At 34.1% G+C, this 15,176-nt stretch carries 11 protein-coding genes, 1 tRNA gene and 2 pseudogenes; 9 read left to right on the top strand and 5 right to left on the bottom strand.

Annotated features, from left to right (window positions below):
- Positions 1 to 11 precede the first annotated feature (11 nt).
- The gene (locus Wcon_RS01900; protein ID WP_114517018.1) at positions 12 to 1,301 is read left to right on the top strand and encodes a M48 family metalloprotease; all 1,290 of its coding nucleotides are present in this window, start codon (positions 12 to 14) and stop codon (positions 1,299 to 1,301) included.
- A gap of 1 nt (position 1,302) precedes the next feature.
- Here the strand turns inward: Wcon_RS01900 and Wcon_RS01895 are convergent, their stop codons facing one another.
- Both Wcon_RS01895 and fabG read right to left on the bottom strand, forming a co-directional pair.
- Positions 1,303 to 1,638 carry a TrbC/VirB2 family protein gene (locus Wcon_RS01895; protein ID WP_047758905.1) on the bottom strand — a complete coding sequence of 112 codons (336 nt, stop codon included), beginning with the start codon at positions 1,636 to 1,638 and terminating at the stop codon, positions 1,303 to 1,305.
- Positions 1,639 to 1,731: 93 nt separating this feature from the next.
- The gene (fabG, locus tag Wcon_RS01890; protein WP_047758904.1) at positions 1,732 to 2,466 is read right to left on the bottom strand and encodes a 3-oxoacyl-[acyl-carrier-protein] reductase; all 735 of its coding nucleotides are present in this window, start codon (positions 2,464 to 2,466) and stop codon (positions 1,732 to 1,734) included.
- 617 nt (positions 2,467 to 3,083) lie between these two features.
- On the opposite strand from fabG, the pseudogene Wcon_RS13270 reads away from it, so the two are divergent.
- Positions 3,084 to 3,579, top strand: a pseudogene (locus tag Wcon_RS13270) (transposase); the annotation flags it as partial.
- A 129-nt stretch (positions 3,580 to 3,708) separates the two neighbouring features.
- Here the strand turns inward: Wcon_RS13270 and Wcon_RS01880 are convergent.
- Positions 3,709 to 4,302, bottom strand: a complete 594-nt coding sequence (locus Wcon_RS01880) for a BON domain-containing protein (RefSeq protein WP_114517016.1) — start codon at positions 4,300 to 4,302, stop codon at positions 3,709 to 3,711.
- Between the two features lie 217 nt (positions 4,303 to 4,519).
- Between Wcon_RS01880 and Wcon_RS01875 the strand changes: the two genes are divergently transcribed.
- From Wcon_RS01875 to lon, 5 genes and pseudogenes are all read left to right on the top strand, one after another.
- Positions 4,520 to 4,601: transfer RNA gene (locus tag Wcon_RS01875), tRNA-Leu, on the top strand.
- Between the two features lie 157 nt (positions 4,602 to 4,758).
- Positions 4,759 to 6,102 (top strand): trigger factor, encoded by a 1,344-nt coding sequence (gene tig / locus Wcon_RS01870; RefSeq protein WP_114517015.1) that lies wholly within the window; start codon positions 4,759 to 4,761, stop codon positions 6,100 to 6,102.
- Between the two features lie 11 nt (positions 6,103 to 6,113).
- On the top strand, positions 6,114 to 6,740 hold the full coding sequence (gene clpP / locus Wcon_RS01865; protein ID WP_114517014.1) for an ATP-dependent Clp endopeptidase proteolytic subunit ClpP: 627 nt from the start codon (positions 6,114 to 6,116) through the stop codon (positions 6,738 to 6,740).
- Positions 6,740 to 8,017 (top strand): ATP-dependent Clp protease ATP-binding subunit ClpX, encoded by a 1,278-nt coding sequence (gene clpX, locus Wcon_RS01860; RefSeq protein WP_114517013.1) that lies wholly within the window; start codon positions 6,740 to 6,742, stop codon positions 8,015 to 8,017. The genes clpP and clpX overlap by 1 nt, the downstream gene beginning before the upstream one ends.
- Before the next feature lie 15 nt (positions 8,018 to 8,032).
- Positions 8,033 to 10,488: pseudogene (gene lon, locus Wcon_RS01855) on the top strand (endopeptidase La).
- Positions 10,489 to 10,586: 98 nt separating this feature from the next.
- Here lon and Wcon_RS01850 read toward each other — a convergent pair.
- On the bottom strand, positions 10,587 to 12,143 hold the full coding sequence (locus Wcon_RS01850; protein WP_114517012.1) for a penicillin-binding transpeptidase domain-containing protein: 1,557 nt from the start codon (positions 12,141 to 12,143) through the stop codon (positions 10,587 to 10,589).
- Entirely contained in the window at positions 12,098 to 12,937 is an 840-nt protein-coding gene (locus Wcon_RS01845) for a polysaccharide deacetylase family protein (RefSeq protein WP_114517011.1), read from the bottom strand. Before Wcon_RS01845 ends, Wcon_RS01850 begins: the two co-directional genes overlap by 46 nt.
- A gap of 327 nt (positions 12,938 to 13,264) precedes the next feature.
- Here Wcon_RS01845 and Wcon_RS01840 point away from each other — a divergent pair, with 327 nt between their 5' ends.
- Entirely contained in the window at positions 13,265 to 13,939 is a 675-nt protein-coding gene (locus Wcon_RS01840) for a JAB domain-containing protein (RefSeq protein ID WP_114517010.1), read from the top strand.
- Positions 13,940 to 14,146: 207 nt separating this feature from the next.
- A complete protein-coding gene (locus Wcon_RS01835; protein WP_237349981.1) occupies positions 14,147 to 14,998 on the top strand; it encodes a hypothetical protein in 852 nt (283 codons plus the stop codon).
- Positions 14,999 to 15,176: the final 178 nt, after the last annotated feature.

Here is a 15,176-nt window from a genome sequence, read left to right as displayed (position 1 = left end):
AAGGAATTTCCATGTCTAAGCTTTTTGTTTTACTGTTCTTTTTTGCATATTGTAATAGCGCTTACTCTGTTAGTATTATTAGAGATAGTGAAGTGGAAGCGGTAGTGAAGGATCTAGCGCAACCTTTATTTTCTGCTGCGGATATTGATAATGATCAAATAAAAGTTTTTATAGTTAATGATAGATCGATTAATGCTTTTGTAATTAACAATAACAGTATCTTCATTCATTTAGGGCTTTTGCAATATTCGACTGAACCTTATGTCTTACTTGGTATATTAGCACATGAAATTGCTCATATATCTGCTGGTCATGTATTACAAATGAGTAGTGCTATAGGTTATTTTCAATCAATAGCAATGATTAGTTATATGGTAGGATTAGTTTCTAGTGTTGTCATTAACCCTCAGGTTGCTAGTGCAATCTTGCTTAGTGGTGTAACGCTTAGTTCAAGGTTATTTTTTAACTATTCTCAAGAGCAAGAGAGTGTAGCAGATGGCTATGCTTTAAGATATCTTGATGAATCTGGCTATGATAATTCGGGTATGAAAGAGATTTTTGACTATTTTAAAAGTATTGAGTATGAGAATGCTGAGGAGTATTTCCGTACTCACCCACTTAGTGATAAACGCATATTTGCTGTACAGAATTATAAGGTTAAAAACAATATAAAACCAATTCTTGCAGATAAATTACTGAAGTTTGAGCGTATGGTTGCAAAGCTAGACTCTTTTTTTACCCCTATTCATGTGTTATCTAATAAATATGAAGATAATTCTAAGTATGTAGATGCTGTAATTGACTATAGGCAAGGAAAGATAGAAGAGGCTATTGCTAAAGTTAATTCATTGATTCAAGAGTCACGCAATGATCCTTACTTATATGAATTAAAAGCAGAGATGCTATACAAAGCTGGAAATTTAAGTGAAGCAATAAAAATGTATGAAGAATCACTTAGATATTTATCTGAGAAGAACAACTATTTAGTGAAACTTGCGTTATCTCACACTTTATTATTACACGGTGACATAGAGAAGGCAATTTTTTACCTGGAGCGGATTGCAAGCGTAGAAGCAAATAACGCTTTTGTCTGGAAGTATTTAAGTATTGCATATAAACGTAGTGCTGATATGGCAATGTATTATTTTGCTTTGACAAAAAAGGCTTGTATTGAAGGTAATTTAAAGAAATTTATGAAGTACGCTGAGTTAGCTGTTAAAACTTTACCGAAAGATAGCTCTTACTTGCTGCAAATTGAAGATATGAAGCAACAATACACACAAAAACATCCTGATTTTTAAGTTATTTTTCCCCACACTTGCTCAACATACTATCTTGTTTAATGCTATCGGGTATAATTTTCATTATAATCGCTTTGGCACCAAAAAATACACCACAAAACATACCTAAGGCAAAGAGAGCTGGCCATGGCATTCTGCCAAATATTGCAAGCAAAGCTGCACCTATTATTACTACAGTCATAAGCGGTCCACCTATTCCCCAAATATAACCAATAATATTGCATATTACTTGGGCAGTTGTATCATCTATACCGTTAGCGGCACTTGCGTAACCTGAGAAAGAGAGAAATAACACTATACATAAAGCATCAAAAAACTTTTTTATTATATAGCTCATTCTTCTGCCTCCAAGTAATAAACTAACGCGAATCTAAACCTATATATATTTATTTTAGGGTAAAACTTATAATTTGTCCACAAATAAGTGTTGCTACATGAATAGTCCACCATTGATGTTAAGCACATGCCCCGTTATATATTTTGCCTCATCGCTTGCTAAAAACAGGGCTCCTGCTGCTATTTCTTTCCCTGTTCCCATTCTTTTCATTGGGATATTATCTAATATTTTTTCCTTTTGTCCTTCATTTAAAACTTCGGTCATTTTAGTATCTATAAATCCAGGAGCAATACAATTTACTGTTATATCACGACTTGCAACTTCTTTTGCTATAGATTTACTCATGGCTATTACCCCAGCTTTAGAAGCTGCATAATTTACTTGCCCGGCATTGCCTGTTAAACCTACTATTGAGGAAATATTTATAATTCTTCCCCAATTATTTTTAATTAATTTCTTGCATGCTTCTCTATTTAGCTTAAATGTGGAGGTCAAATTAATGTCAATCACCTTTTGCCATACTTCATCTGTCATCCTCAGCAATAAACTGTCTTGTGTAATGCCTGCATTGCATATGAGCCCATCAAAGCCTTTCATCAATTCACTTGCTTTATTTATTAATTGATTTACCTCCTCAGCATTTGATAAGTCACAAGGAAGTACATGAATGTTTTTTTCATATTTTTTAGCAACTTCTTCGAGTACTTCTTTTTTTGTGCCAGAAATACATAAAGTTGCTCCGGCTTTATGCATAACTTCTACAATTGCCTGACCTATTCCGCCTGACGCACCAGTAATCAGAAATTTCTTGTTCTCTAATCTAAACATAATAATTTTTATATTACCTCAGCTCTTAACAGAATATTGACAGGCTTGCAATAGATTTTTTTCATAAATCATAACTTTCATTTAATAGAAACGACAAAACTTACTTGGCAAACTTCCTTATTATTGAGAGTGAAGCTATATTTCAGTCTGTGCAGATAAAACGACAAAAAACTCAATATACTTGATGTTTAATTTTTTGCACTATGTGCACTCTATGTCTTTATAAAACTTTCACCTACATAAGCTAAAATGCGCTTATTAAAGCATTTAAGACAATAAAAAACGCCAATTAAAAAAATAGATAGTAGCTGACAGGGTTTCTTTTGCCTTTTTCCTGTTTAGTAAATTTCTTAATGTTTATATGGAGGGTGTCATTCCAGTGCTCGACACTGGCATCCAGTCTTTTTGCGCAGTTCCATCAAAAAAGCGCTTTCGTTTTTACCAACTTAGTGCCTAATCTGGATTATATATAAAATCAAAGCCGTAAAGTTATAATGAGCAAACTGGATTGATAAAAATGGTAGGAATACTCCTAGCTTAAAAAATGTAGTACGAACGGTAGAAGGATCTAAAAACAATCCTGTACAGCATTATTTGATTATATTTGTAGGTACAAAATGGGTATTTTTGATGTTTCAAAAGAAACGCTTGATATCTCAATCAGTAATAAACATCAGCGTATAGAAAATGTCGAGACAGCTATATCTGAGTTTATAAAGTCAAAAATGGCTAACGTATTTGTTAAGTTATGTGTAAACAGGGGGTTACGAAAAGCTTGTAATAAAATTATTATAACATAGTTGTTCATAGAGCTCACCCAAATCGGGTTTGCAAAAGCATGCAATCACTTTGCAAAGAGTGATAAATTAGATGCAAAATTATTAGAAAAATATGCTGAATTTATCACGAAGAATGATGAGATAAAAGAATGTATAGCTTCATAAAAGCATGAGGAATTGAAAGAGCAATTGAGCGCAATCTAAGCGATATGGAAACAAGTGCCGTTTGCAACAGGAAAAGCCAGAAAATATATAGAAAGACAGATAGAATTTGCAAAAGAGCAAGTTAGGAAAGATATAGAAGAACTCTGATCCTGATTTGAAGGAAAAAAGCGATACAATAGACTTCTTGCATAACCTAAGGAAGCAGCTCAAAATTATAGAAAGAGGCAATAATATTTAACACTCCCTAAAGGAGTTTTATTGCTTAGTTACACAACGCTAACACTCAAGTCAATTTTCATCAATGACGCAATTTGCTATGTCTATACCTTACATAACTTACCACTTGCTTCACTCCTTTTACTTTTCTTGCAATTGCTACTACAGACTTTAATTCCGCCTTGTTTTGAGCTATGCCCATCAAATAAACGACTCTATCAACTGTATTAACGCTATAATTAATTGATTTAATATTTCTTTTTCCCAAAAGTCTTGTTCTTATCTCTGCTGTTATCATACCATCTACAGTAACGTCTAGCATAGAAGTCATTTGAATTGGTGTGACTCTTATTTCATTTATCACTTCTTTAATCTCTTTCTGCTGCCAAGCTATTTTTTCTGCTGTAAGTTGCTTTTCAGGACTATCAACATTTCCAATGAGTAATACTCTTCCTTCACTCACTTTAACTTTTATGGATGAGAATAGTCCATGTTTTAAGAGCCCCCTATTGATTCTTATTACTATAGTTGTATCATCAACAATGTTTCCCAAGGATTTATCTTGCATTGTTATTGCTGTAGCCGTTGCTGTTATCACTATACTACCCACAAGAGTCGTGCAGCCATTCTGTGTAATCAGAAAAATTGCGAGTAAGAAGCTTGCTATTAATCTCATTATTAATTTCCAGAATTAGAGCTTTAATTAAGAAATATTAATAAGCTTTTTTATTGTGTAAATACTATAAATTGAATAAACTTTAAATATTTTAAAGTGATTAAGACTTAGATTTAGTGAAGCCAGTGTTATTAGTTCAGTTTGTGACACTGTAATCTAATCTTTAAATTGCATAAGATGACAGAAATGGTTATCTATAAGTTACTGAAGGGCTCTTGCGGATATGGCGAAATTGGTAGACGTGCCAGGTTTAGGTCCTGGTGAGCTTGCTCGTGGGGGTTCAAGTCCCTCTATCCGCACTTAAAGTCATGTGACTTGGGTTTTAAGGGAAAATTTATAATCACTTAATACACTTTTGTTTGTATAAAAACCTGTTCTTAAGGATTGCATTTAACTTAGATTGTGGTAAAATAATCTTATTAAGATATAAATTAAAATATCAATTAATGAATCATAATGTCTAATAACGCACCCCAAAATATAGTTGAACCAGATGCATCAAATGATATGTATACTTACAAAGAGTTAAGCGTAGGTAAACTAAGGCACGAATATGAAATCACAGTTAGTGGTGATTATATAAAACAAAAGGTAAATTCCAGGTTGCAAGAGATAGCAGAAAATGCGAAGTCACCTGGATTTAGGGCTGGAAAGATGCCTTATGACCTTGTTGTTGCAAATTATAAAAACGAAGCTTTGGAATATGTGATGAATAATGCAATAGATCATTGCTCAAGTGATTTGATAAAAAAAATCGAAGTCAAGTTCCACATCTATCCTAGGGTTGATGTTATATCATTACCAAATTTGAGCAAAGAGAATGAGGAAGGCAATTTTGTATACAAGCTATCTTTTGAATCGATGCCGGAAGTACCAGTAATAGATCTTGATAAAATAAACTTAAGAAAAATTGAAGTAAAGATTGAAGAGGGAGATATAAAAGAATTCATTGATTCCACCAAAATAAAGTTTCCCTCCTTTATCTCTGTTGAAGATGCTTCTTATCAAGCGAAAGATGGGGATAAATTGATAATTGATTTTGAAGGACGGATTAGGAATAAGCTCTTTCAGGGTGGAAGTAGCAAAAATTTTGCTGTTAATTTAGGGTCTGGCACATTTATTAATGGTTTTGAGGATCAATTAACTGGTATGAAAAAGGGAGAAACAAAAAATTTTAAGTTGAAATTTCCTGAAGATTATCAAGTCATTTCCCTTGCAGGACAGGAAGCCGATTTTTTTGTGCGAGTTAATAAAATCCAAGTTGTCAAAGATTTTGAAAGTGATGATGAAATAGCTAAGAGTATTGGTTTTCAAGATTACTCTGCACTGATAAGTCATGCAAAAAAAGTGATTAGTGGTCAATGCACTGAAATGAGGAATCTCTTAATCAAAAAGGAGTTACTTGATTATTTGGATGCTAATTATAATTTTGATTTACCTATAGAAATAGTAAAACAGGAGCAACAAAGAGTGCAAAGAGAAATGGGTATTCAAGATGATCCTTGTAAAGAAGCTGGGAAACGCGTAAAGCTTGCTATGTTATTTATGAGATTTAGTGCAAAATATAAAATATCATTAACTCAAAATGATATTTTGAATGTTATTGTAAATCAATATGTCAGTAAAGATGTGCAATTCGACAGGGTACTTAAGCATTTTAAGTCAGATAAGCAATTTCAAGAATTAGTTAGAGGGCAAGCGCTTGAGTATAAAGTGACAGATTATATAATAGAAAAAGTTAATAAAGAAGAGCAGATTGTTTCTGTGAAAGAATTAAAGGAATTATTTGATAATATTTAATAGGAAAAGGTATGACTCTTATACCAATTGTAGTTGAGCAAACTAGTCGTGGTGAGCGTGCTTATGACATATATTCAAGACTATTGCAAGGAAGAATAATTTTCATAACTGGTCCTATTGAAGACAACATGGCCAGTGTAGTAGTAGCACAGCTTTTATTTTTAGAATCGGAGAACCCCGATAAAGACATTTATATGTATATTAATTCGCCAGGTGGCGTTGTAACTGCTGGTTTGTCGATCTATGATACAATGCAGTATATAAAACCAGACGTTTCAACTTTATGTATAGGTCAAGCTGCATCCATGGGTTCTTTGTTGCTTGCAGCTGGTGCGAAAGGTAAGCGCCACTCTCTACCTCATTCAAGAATTATGATACATCAGCCATCTGGTGGTTATCAGGGTCAGGCAACTGACATAGAAATACATGCTAAGGAAATTTTGCGAATTAAGAAAAAATTAAATCAGATTTATGAAAAGCATACTGGAAGTTCACTGAAGCAAATTGAAAGAATGATGGAAAGAGATAAATTCATGGATCCTGAAGAAGCAATGAAACTTGGCTTAATTGACAGAGTAATAGCTGAGCGTAAAGATATTAAGATTGAAAACATTAAAGTTAAACAAAAGGTAGTTTAATGGATAACAATAATGATTTACACTACTGTTCTTTTTGCAATAAAGCACAAAATGAGGTAGATAAACTGATTACTAACTCTTCAGAAGGTTTAAAGGTGTTTATTTGTAATGAATGCATAGAGTTATCCCATAAAGCAATAAGTCAAAAGAAAGAGAGAGCTTTTAATTCAGATCGTATATCTGATATGAAGCTATTACTAAAGAAACCTAAAGATATAAAAAATTTTCTTAGCAAGCATGTTGTAGGTCAGGAACATGCGCAACACGTTTTATCTGTAGCTATGTATAACCATTGTCAATCTATGGTACAACTTTATACTATAAGTGATATTGAAATCGAGAAGTCAAATATAATGCTTATCGGCCCCACTGGTTCTGGTAAGACTTTGCTAGCCAAAACACTTGCTAAAGTTTCAGACGTGCCATTTGCTATGGCCGATGCGACAACTTTGACTGAGGCAGGTTATGTAGGTGATGATGTAGAAAGTGTGTTGTCACGTTTATTGCAGGCTGCAAATTACGACGTTGCAAAAGCACAGTGCGGTATAGTGTTTATCGATGAAATAGACAAGATCACAAGGAAATCTGAAAGCTCCTCAATAACCCGTGATGTTTCAGGTGAAGGAGTACAGCAAGCTCTACTTAAAATTATGGAAGGTACAGTTGCTTATGTTCCGCCACAAGGAGGGCGAAAACATCCACAACAAGAGTTTATACAAGTAGACACTAGTAACATACTGTTTATTTGTGGAGGAGCTTTTGAGGGCCTCGATAAAATTATTGAGGCAAGAAAAAAGGGAACGTCAGTTGGCTTTGGAGCAGACATAAGTCAGTCTAAAGAACAAAAGAAAAAAAATGCTTTACATGATGTTCAACCTGAGGACTTAATCAAATTCGGTTTAATACCCGAATTTGTAGGGCGGGTTCCAATAACTGCTGTTTTAGATGAGCTGGATCATGAGGATTTAATACATGTGTTGACGGAGCCAAGAAATGCGCTAGTAAAACAATATAAAGCATTACTTGCATTTAGTAAAGTAAACCTTGAGTTTTCAGATGAAGCAATATCAGCTATTGCTAAAAAAGCTATAAGTTATAAAACAGGTGCAAGGATGTTACGTGCTATCTTAGAGTTACTTTTGCTTGATATTATGTATATAGCTGGCAATGGAGGTTTTGAAGGTAGCGCTATAACGATCACTAAAAAAATGGTAGAATTAGGAAAAGTGATGCTTGATCATAGTAATAGGAGTGGTGTTATAACGGTTAATGATTAGTTTGAGACATATATTATGAGCATTGAACGTGCTGTAAACTTTAATTCTGCTGTATTACCAGTATTACCTCTAAGAGATGTAGTAATTTTTCCAAATATAATGGTGCCTTTATTCATAGGTAGGGAAAAATCTGTTCATGCACTAGAGTATGCAATAAGTAGCAGTAGTCACCAAAATGAGATTTTTCTTATAGCACAAAAAGATGGCTCTGTTGATAATCCAGAATCAGAGGATCTTTATAAAGTAGGTGTATTAGCAAACATTATACAACCATTAATAAAACTGCCTGACAACGCGGTAAAAGTCATGATTCAGGGAGTGAGAAGGGGAGAAGTTATAGAATATATTAGCTCTCATACTTTATTACGGGCTAAAGTAGCATTGGATGGTTATTATGAATATGGAGAAAATGAAGATAATATTGATTTAGAAGCTTTAAGGCGGTCTGTTATAGATGCATTCGACAGTTGGTGTAAATTAAACAAGAAAAGTCAGCCCGAGATTATCATTAACCCTATTGATCAAGTCAAAGAGGTTGATCAACTTGTAGACATGGTAGCTTCACACTTAAATATAAAGGTATCAGATAAGCAAAACATACTTGAAGTTTATAACCCAAAAGAGCGTTTAAAAAAAGTTTTTGCTCTTGTTGAGAGAGAAATAAGTATTTTGAGCGCACAAAACCGCTTGTATAAAACAATTAAATCACAGGTTGAAAGTACTCAGAAAGTTTACTACCTTAACGAGCAATTAAAAGCTATACAGAAAGAATTAGGTGAATTTGAAAATGGGGATGAAGGGAATATACTCAATGAATTTGAAAAAAAGATAAATGAAACAAAGCTTTCTCAAGAAGCGAGAGAAAAAGCCATAACTGACTTGAAGAGATATAAGAAAATGAATCCCATTTCTCCTGAAGCAACAGTTATATCTAGTTACTTGCATTGGTTGCTTGATTTGCCGTGGGGAAAGTACAAAGATGCAAAAATTAACTTAAATGCAGCTAAAAAAATCTTAGATGAAAATCATTATGGCATAGAGAAAGTAAAAGATAGAATAATAGAATTTTTGGCAGTATTAAAGAGAGTAAAAGAGATAAAAGGTCCTATACTTTGCTTAGTTGGACCACCTGGTGTTGGTAAAACTTCTTTAGCTAAGTCTATGGCAAAAGCAGTAGGCAGAGATTTTGTTCGCATATCTCTTGGTGGTGTACGTGATGAGTCTGAAATACGGGGGCATAGGAAAACTTATATTGGCTCAATGCCTGGTAAAATCATTCAACACATGAAAAAAGCTAATTCATGCAACCCGCTTTTTCTGCTTGATGAAATAGATAAGATGGGTTCTGATTCGCGTGGCGATCCTGCATCTGCATTACTTGAGGTTTTAGATACTGAGCATAATAAACACTTTACGGATCATTACTTGGAAGTTGAGTTTGATCTTTCAAGTGTAATGTTTGTAGCTACAGCAAATAGCTTAAATTTGCCGCATCCTTTGCGTGATAGGATGGAAGTTATACAATTATCCGGGTATACCGAAGATGAGAAGATCAGTATTGCTACACATCACCTTATTCCAAAATTAAAGAAAGAGCATGGTTTGCATCAGAAGGAGTGGGAAATAACTAATGAAGCATTATACGAGTTGATACGTTTATATACACGTGAGAGCGGCGTGCGAAGCATGGAAAGGGAACTTGCAAAGCTCATGAGGAAAGCAGTTAAAGCAATATTAACTGATAAAAATAAGAAAATATCTGTAGAGGTTGGTAATTTACAAGATTATCTAGGGGTACGTAAGTATATCTTTGGCATTGCAGAAAATGAGAGTTTGGTAGGGATAGTAACTGGTCTCGCCTATACTGAAACAGGTGGTGATATTTTGATGATAGAGTCAGTCCTAATTCCGGGTAAGGGGGAAATAAAATACACAGGAAAGCTTGGAGAGGTTATGCAAGAGTCTATAAAAGCTGCATATAGTTATGTGCGGTCAAATTGTTTATTTTTCGGTATAAAACCCGAAAATTTCAAAATAATGATATACATTTGCATGTACCTGAGGGTGCTGTGCCAAAAGATGGTCCCTCTGCTGGCAGTGCAGTATGTACATCTATTGTTTCTCTTATGACAAATATACCAGTTAACAAAAGTGTTGCTATGACAGGCGAAGTAACATTGCGTGGTAGAGTTCTAGCTATTGGGGGCTTGAGAGAGAAGTTGCTTGCTGCGCTAAGAGGATCAATCAAAACTGTGATTATACCAAGTGAAAATGAGAAAGATATGCAAGAGATTCCTGCAAATATTAAAAAAGGGATCAACGTAATTTTTGCTAAGAATATTGATAAAGTTATAAAAGTTGCTTTGATGCACCCTATTACTTCAATTGATGATAACAACGAAAGTAGTGCGTCTCCCTCTATAGAAAATAAAGATAATACCTTTCCTTTGTCAGAAACATTAAAGCACTAAATTGAAAAGGTTTATACAATTTCCGTTTCTTTTTTCAGTCTAAAAGTTATGATTTGGATAGATGAATTACAAGTAACATATGTGACCATTTCATAAGGTCATTTTTCAAGCATATATCGCAATATCTCACTAGCAATTGCAACATCTTGGCGTGGAGCTTTGCCGTGTTCTATAAACACTGAGATTGCATAGCGCGGATCATGGTAGGGGCCATAAGCGATAAACAATTTATGACTTTCACCCTTAGAGTTTATCTCTGGTGTACCAGTTTTTCCAGCAATTTGTACACTGCTTAGCCCTTTTCTATAGTTAGAATTTACCACGTCAAACATAGCTTTTCGAACCACACTAAGATGCTCATGATTCACATCAATATCAGAAAGATCTCGCGCTTTTTTAGTCATCTCAATGTGGGGAATCACCTCCTTTCCTGTTGCAATTCTCGCTGCAAGAACCGCAAGCTGTAGTGGCGTTGTAAGCAAATACCCTTGTCCTATAACTAAGTTGATAGTGTCACCTAAATACCACTCTGAATACAGCTTTCGTGCACGCCAATCCATGTCAGGCAACAATCCTGGAGCTTCTTCCTTAAACGTTCCAATTAATGGTCCACTTCCAATACCAAATTTGCTAGCCATTTCTAGTAGAGAATCTACATTTATTTTTTTTCCTATATTATAAAAGTAAGTGTTGCATGAGAGAGCCATTGCCTCATTTAAAGATACGTATCCATGAACTTTGCTTTTCATGCAACGAAATTTCCGCTCACCTATTTTCATATAGCCCCTACACGAGAATTTTTCTTCTGGTGTTATTATTCCATCTTTTAAACCTGCAAGCGCATCTATTATTTTAAATATTGAACCAGGTGGAATTTGATATGATAATGCACGGTTTACAAGCGGTAACGAAGGAATATTTAAACTTTCCCAAGTTTCATTTGATAATCTGCTAGTGAAAAGATTATTATCGTAAGAAGGTGAATTATACAATGCTAAAATTTCTCCGTTATTTACATCAATTACCACTGTGGAACCTTGGTGATCTTTAAATACCTCTGCAATTTTCCTCTGCAAATCAACGTCAATTGTCAGCTGTACATCTTGTCCGTCTTGCTGCGGTATGCTAGACAACTCTCTCATGATACGCTTCTTAGAATTTATTTCCTGCTCAGACTTTCCTGGCTTGCCTTTTAATATATGATCATATGTATATTCAATGCCGCTGACCCCTGCTTCGTTTATGCCTTGCTGTCTTTTTGTATATCCGACTATATGAGAACATATCGAACCAAACGGGTAGTAACGTTTATAAAGAGCAGTTATTTTCGTTTCTGATGATTTTGCCGCATCAGGTTTAATTTCTGATAACATTTGCAAATCAACTTCCCTAGTAAAGGTTTTTTGCCCATCAAACAAAACAATATACGAAATTTTGTTTACTGCGAGTTCAGCGCTATTCCTATCCAAAATTCTGCCTCGTTTAGGCATAATAGTAGCGACTTGTACCCTATTACTATCAGATAGCACTTTGTATTTTTGTCTGTTTCGTATTTGTAAATTATACAACCTACAACTAAAAATAGCAGAAATAGTAAGCTGAATACCGCCTAATATAAATGCTCTGCGGTTGAAGACCTTGTTTTTTGTCCACATAGGATTCCTTTAAAATGCACTCCTCTTCCTCCTTTTATTGGCACATTTCTAGCTTTCACTACATTACAAACCCTTTCCTCCCACTCACTTAAGGTAACAAACTCGTAACCTGATTTTTTTAGTATTTCAACAATCTGAGGTAAAGCTTCAACTGTATTTGATTTGTTATCGTGATCATGGAATAATATAATTGCTCCATTATGTGCGTTGCTTACAATTCTTTCAATTAAAATCTCTGATTTATCGCCTTGCCAGTCCAGAGAGTCAATTGTCCATAATATGGAATACATATTTAATCGATTAGTATTTTCGATCAAATTATCATTGTGACATCCATATGGTGGACGAAACCATTTTACATTCTGTTCTGTTGCATTTTTAATTGCTACATTTGTCTTTTCCAATTCTTGCAATTGCTCCTCACTTGAAAGTGATGTCAACTTCCTATGCGACCAAGAATGATTACCTAATTCATGACCTGCTTGATGGATTTTTTCTACTATTTTAGATGTTTTTTTATTTATGCGTTCACCAAGCAAAAAAAATGTCGCTTTTGTTTTATTACTCTCCAGAATATTAATAATATCTCTTGCTCTATTATAAGACGGCCCATCATCAAACGTAAGCGCAACGAACTTATCGTTGTTATTCAATAATTTCTTTATATTACTTAAATTTTTATATGATAGATCCAAATCACAACTGAGCCCACGATACGGTAAGTTAAAGTTACAATCACTACAGAAAACTGCGCTTGAGTATAGCAAAAGGAAAGCGATTACCCTTATAAACATATATAATCAGCAAAGTGATAGAGTACTACACTTTTTTGCTAAATTAAACCACTTTTAACAGCTACTGTTTACTTCGTTACTTTGTCAATATACTATATTAATAACTTTATATAATATAGTATGATTGCAAATATAAATACCGTTGCACTTCAGGGAATCAGCACAGTAAATGTCAATGCACAAATTCACATGGCAAATGGTATTCCAGCTTTTAAAGCAACAAGGACAACATTGCAAATTTAGAGTTCAAAAGAGTTATTCCTCGAGAACTATTGCGTCAGAAAGCTGGCGCTGAATTTGTATATAATGTTGATCTTGGAGGTTTTTATGAATAATAGTGAGGATAAAAGAAAAGGGAAATTAGAAACTCGTATTTTATCAAGCAGAGGTAGATCTTTACTTGACCATGAACTATTGGAACTTATACTGTATTCTGTATGCGAAAAAGGAGAAAGCAGAAATGTTGCAGAGAAACTAATAGCGCTGTTCAATAGTGTGGGAAAAGTAATTAGTGCTGATCTTTATGAGCTAAAAAGCGTTGTAGGAATGAATGATGCATCTGTAGCAAGTATTCAATGTGTGAGAGAAATTATAAAAAGGATACTGAAAGGCAAATTAGAAGAGTTATCAATTATGGATAATAGAGAAAAGCTAATAGAGTACTTGAAGGCAACAATAGGGCAGTTCAGAAAAGAAGGCTTACGAGTGATATACTTGGATCCAGGTAACCGTTTGGTGCACGAGTATGTTCAAGACACCGGAACTGTAAACAAAACACCTTTTTACATAAGAGAAATAGTCAAAAGGGGATTATTGGTCGAAGCAATGTCTGCTATAGTAGCACATAATCATCCGAGCGGAGACCAAGAACCATCTGAGGAAGATGAAAAGAATACACGGAAATTAGAGTTGGCATGTGATAATGTAGGAATCAAATTAATGGATCATGTAATAATAACAGAAAAAAGTCACTTTAGTTTTTATGATAATGGCTTAATGTGATACTAGAATTGAAATGGGGTGGTTTCACTTCACCCTTTTTCAAACCTTTGTTTAACTCTCTGTGGAAAAGAAAATTGTTTCAGTTTTCATGAGAATGGGTTACTGTAACGGTAAAGGCAATGGAGTTTTTATCATATAGTTCTGAGCAGCTCAAGCAATACTTTTTTAGCACTAAGCAATGAAGAAAAAATTACTAACTATAGAAGGTTGCTGAAAGAAGCAAAAATTTTACTTAAAAAAGAAAGTAGTGATATAAATCAGCTTAAAAAGCTAAGTAATGCAGCCGTTGCTATAGAAGAAACTACTGAGCAAGAATTACTGAAGGAATTTAATGATGACCATCCACTGCGAGAAGTGAATGTTATAGTCTATCCTAAAAAAGATGGTAGTGAAGTAAATTACTTATTCAGCTTGAGCGATTCATCAGAATTGTATGATGTGAAGGAAGATAGAGAAAAAGCGTTGTACCAGGCAATAAAATCAAGTGATATTGAGATAATAAAGCATTTGCTAATAATTGTGTTATCTGATAACGCTAAAAAGGTACGCAAGCTAAACTCAGATTACTTAAAAGAGCTAGAAACATTTCTATCAAAAGGCTACAAAGAACTGGAAAAAAATCTTTCAAAAGATATGAAAAATTACCTTGAGAAGAAGATAAGGTTTGTCAGCTTTTTATGCGATTTTAAATATCAAGAAAATCCAATAGAGTCATTTGCATCCCAAGCAGATGTTGATTATCAAATAGATAAATTTTTACTTTCTTTGATTGCGGAAAATACCAAAGAGAAAGAGCTATTAAGTAAAATAAACGAAATGATGGAACTTTTAGAAAAGCATGAAAGATTTGATGAATTAGAATACAAAGTGAGGAGACTAAAATCAGAGCTTGAGGGAGGAAAAAGTAAGTACTTAGCAGAAATTATGGGAGCAAGCATCAAAGAACGAGAAAGGGAGATGAGGGAAATTGAGGAAAAATATATACGGCCGCGTAATTTAATAAATGAAAGGAATGATTTATTAAAGCAGACATTAGCTTTTAAAAGGTACATACATTAACTTTAAGTTTTAATCTTATTGTTTTCCCTACCGAAGGTTATCTCACCTTGAGGCAAAGGAAAGGCTAGAATAGTCGCGTATGCTAGCACACCAAGTGCGATATGAAAGCCTACCAAAATACTGAAAAAGGGCCTTGGACCAAATGTAGATCAAATAATTGCCAAAGCATGTATAAATA

The organism is Wolbachia endosymbiont of Cylisticus convexus (assembly GCF_003344345.1).
Note: the sequence above shows the minus strand (reverse complement) of the source record. Positions and strands in the feature narration are given on the sequence as shown.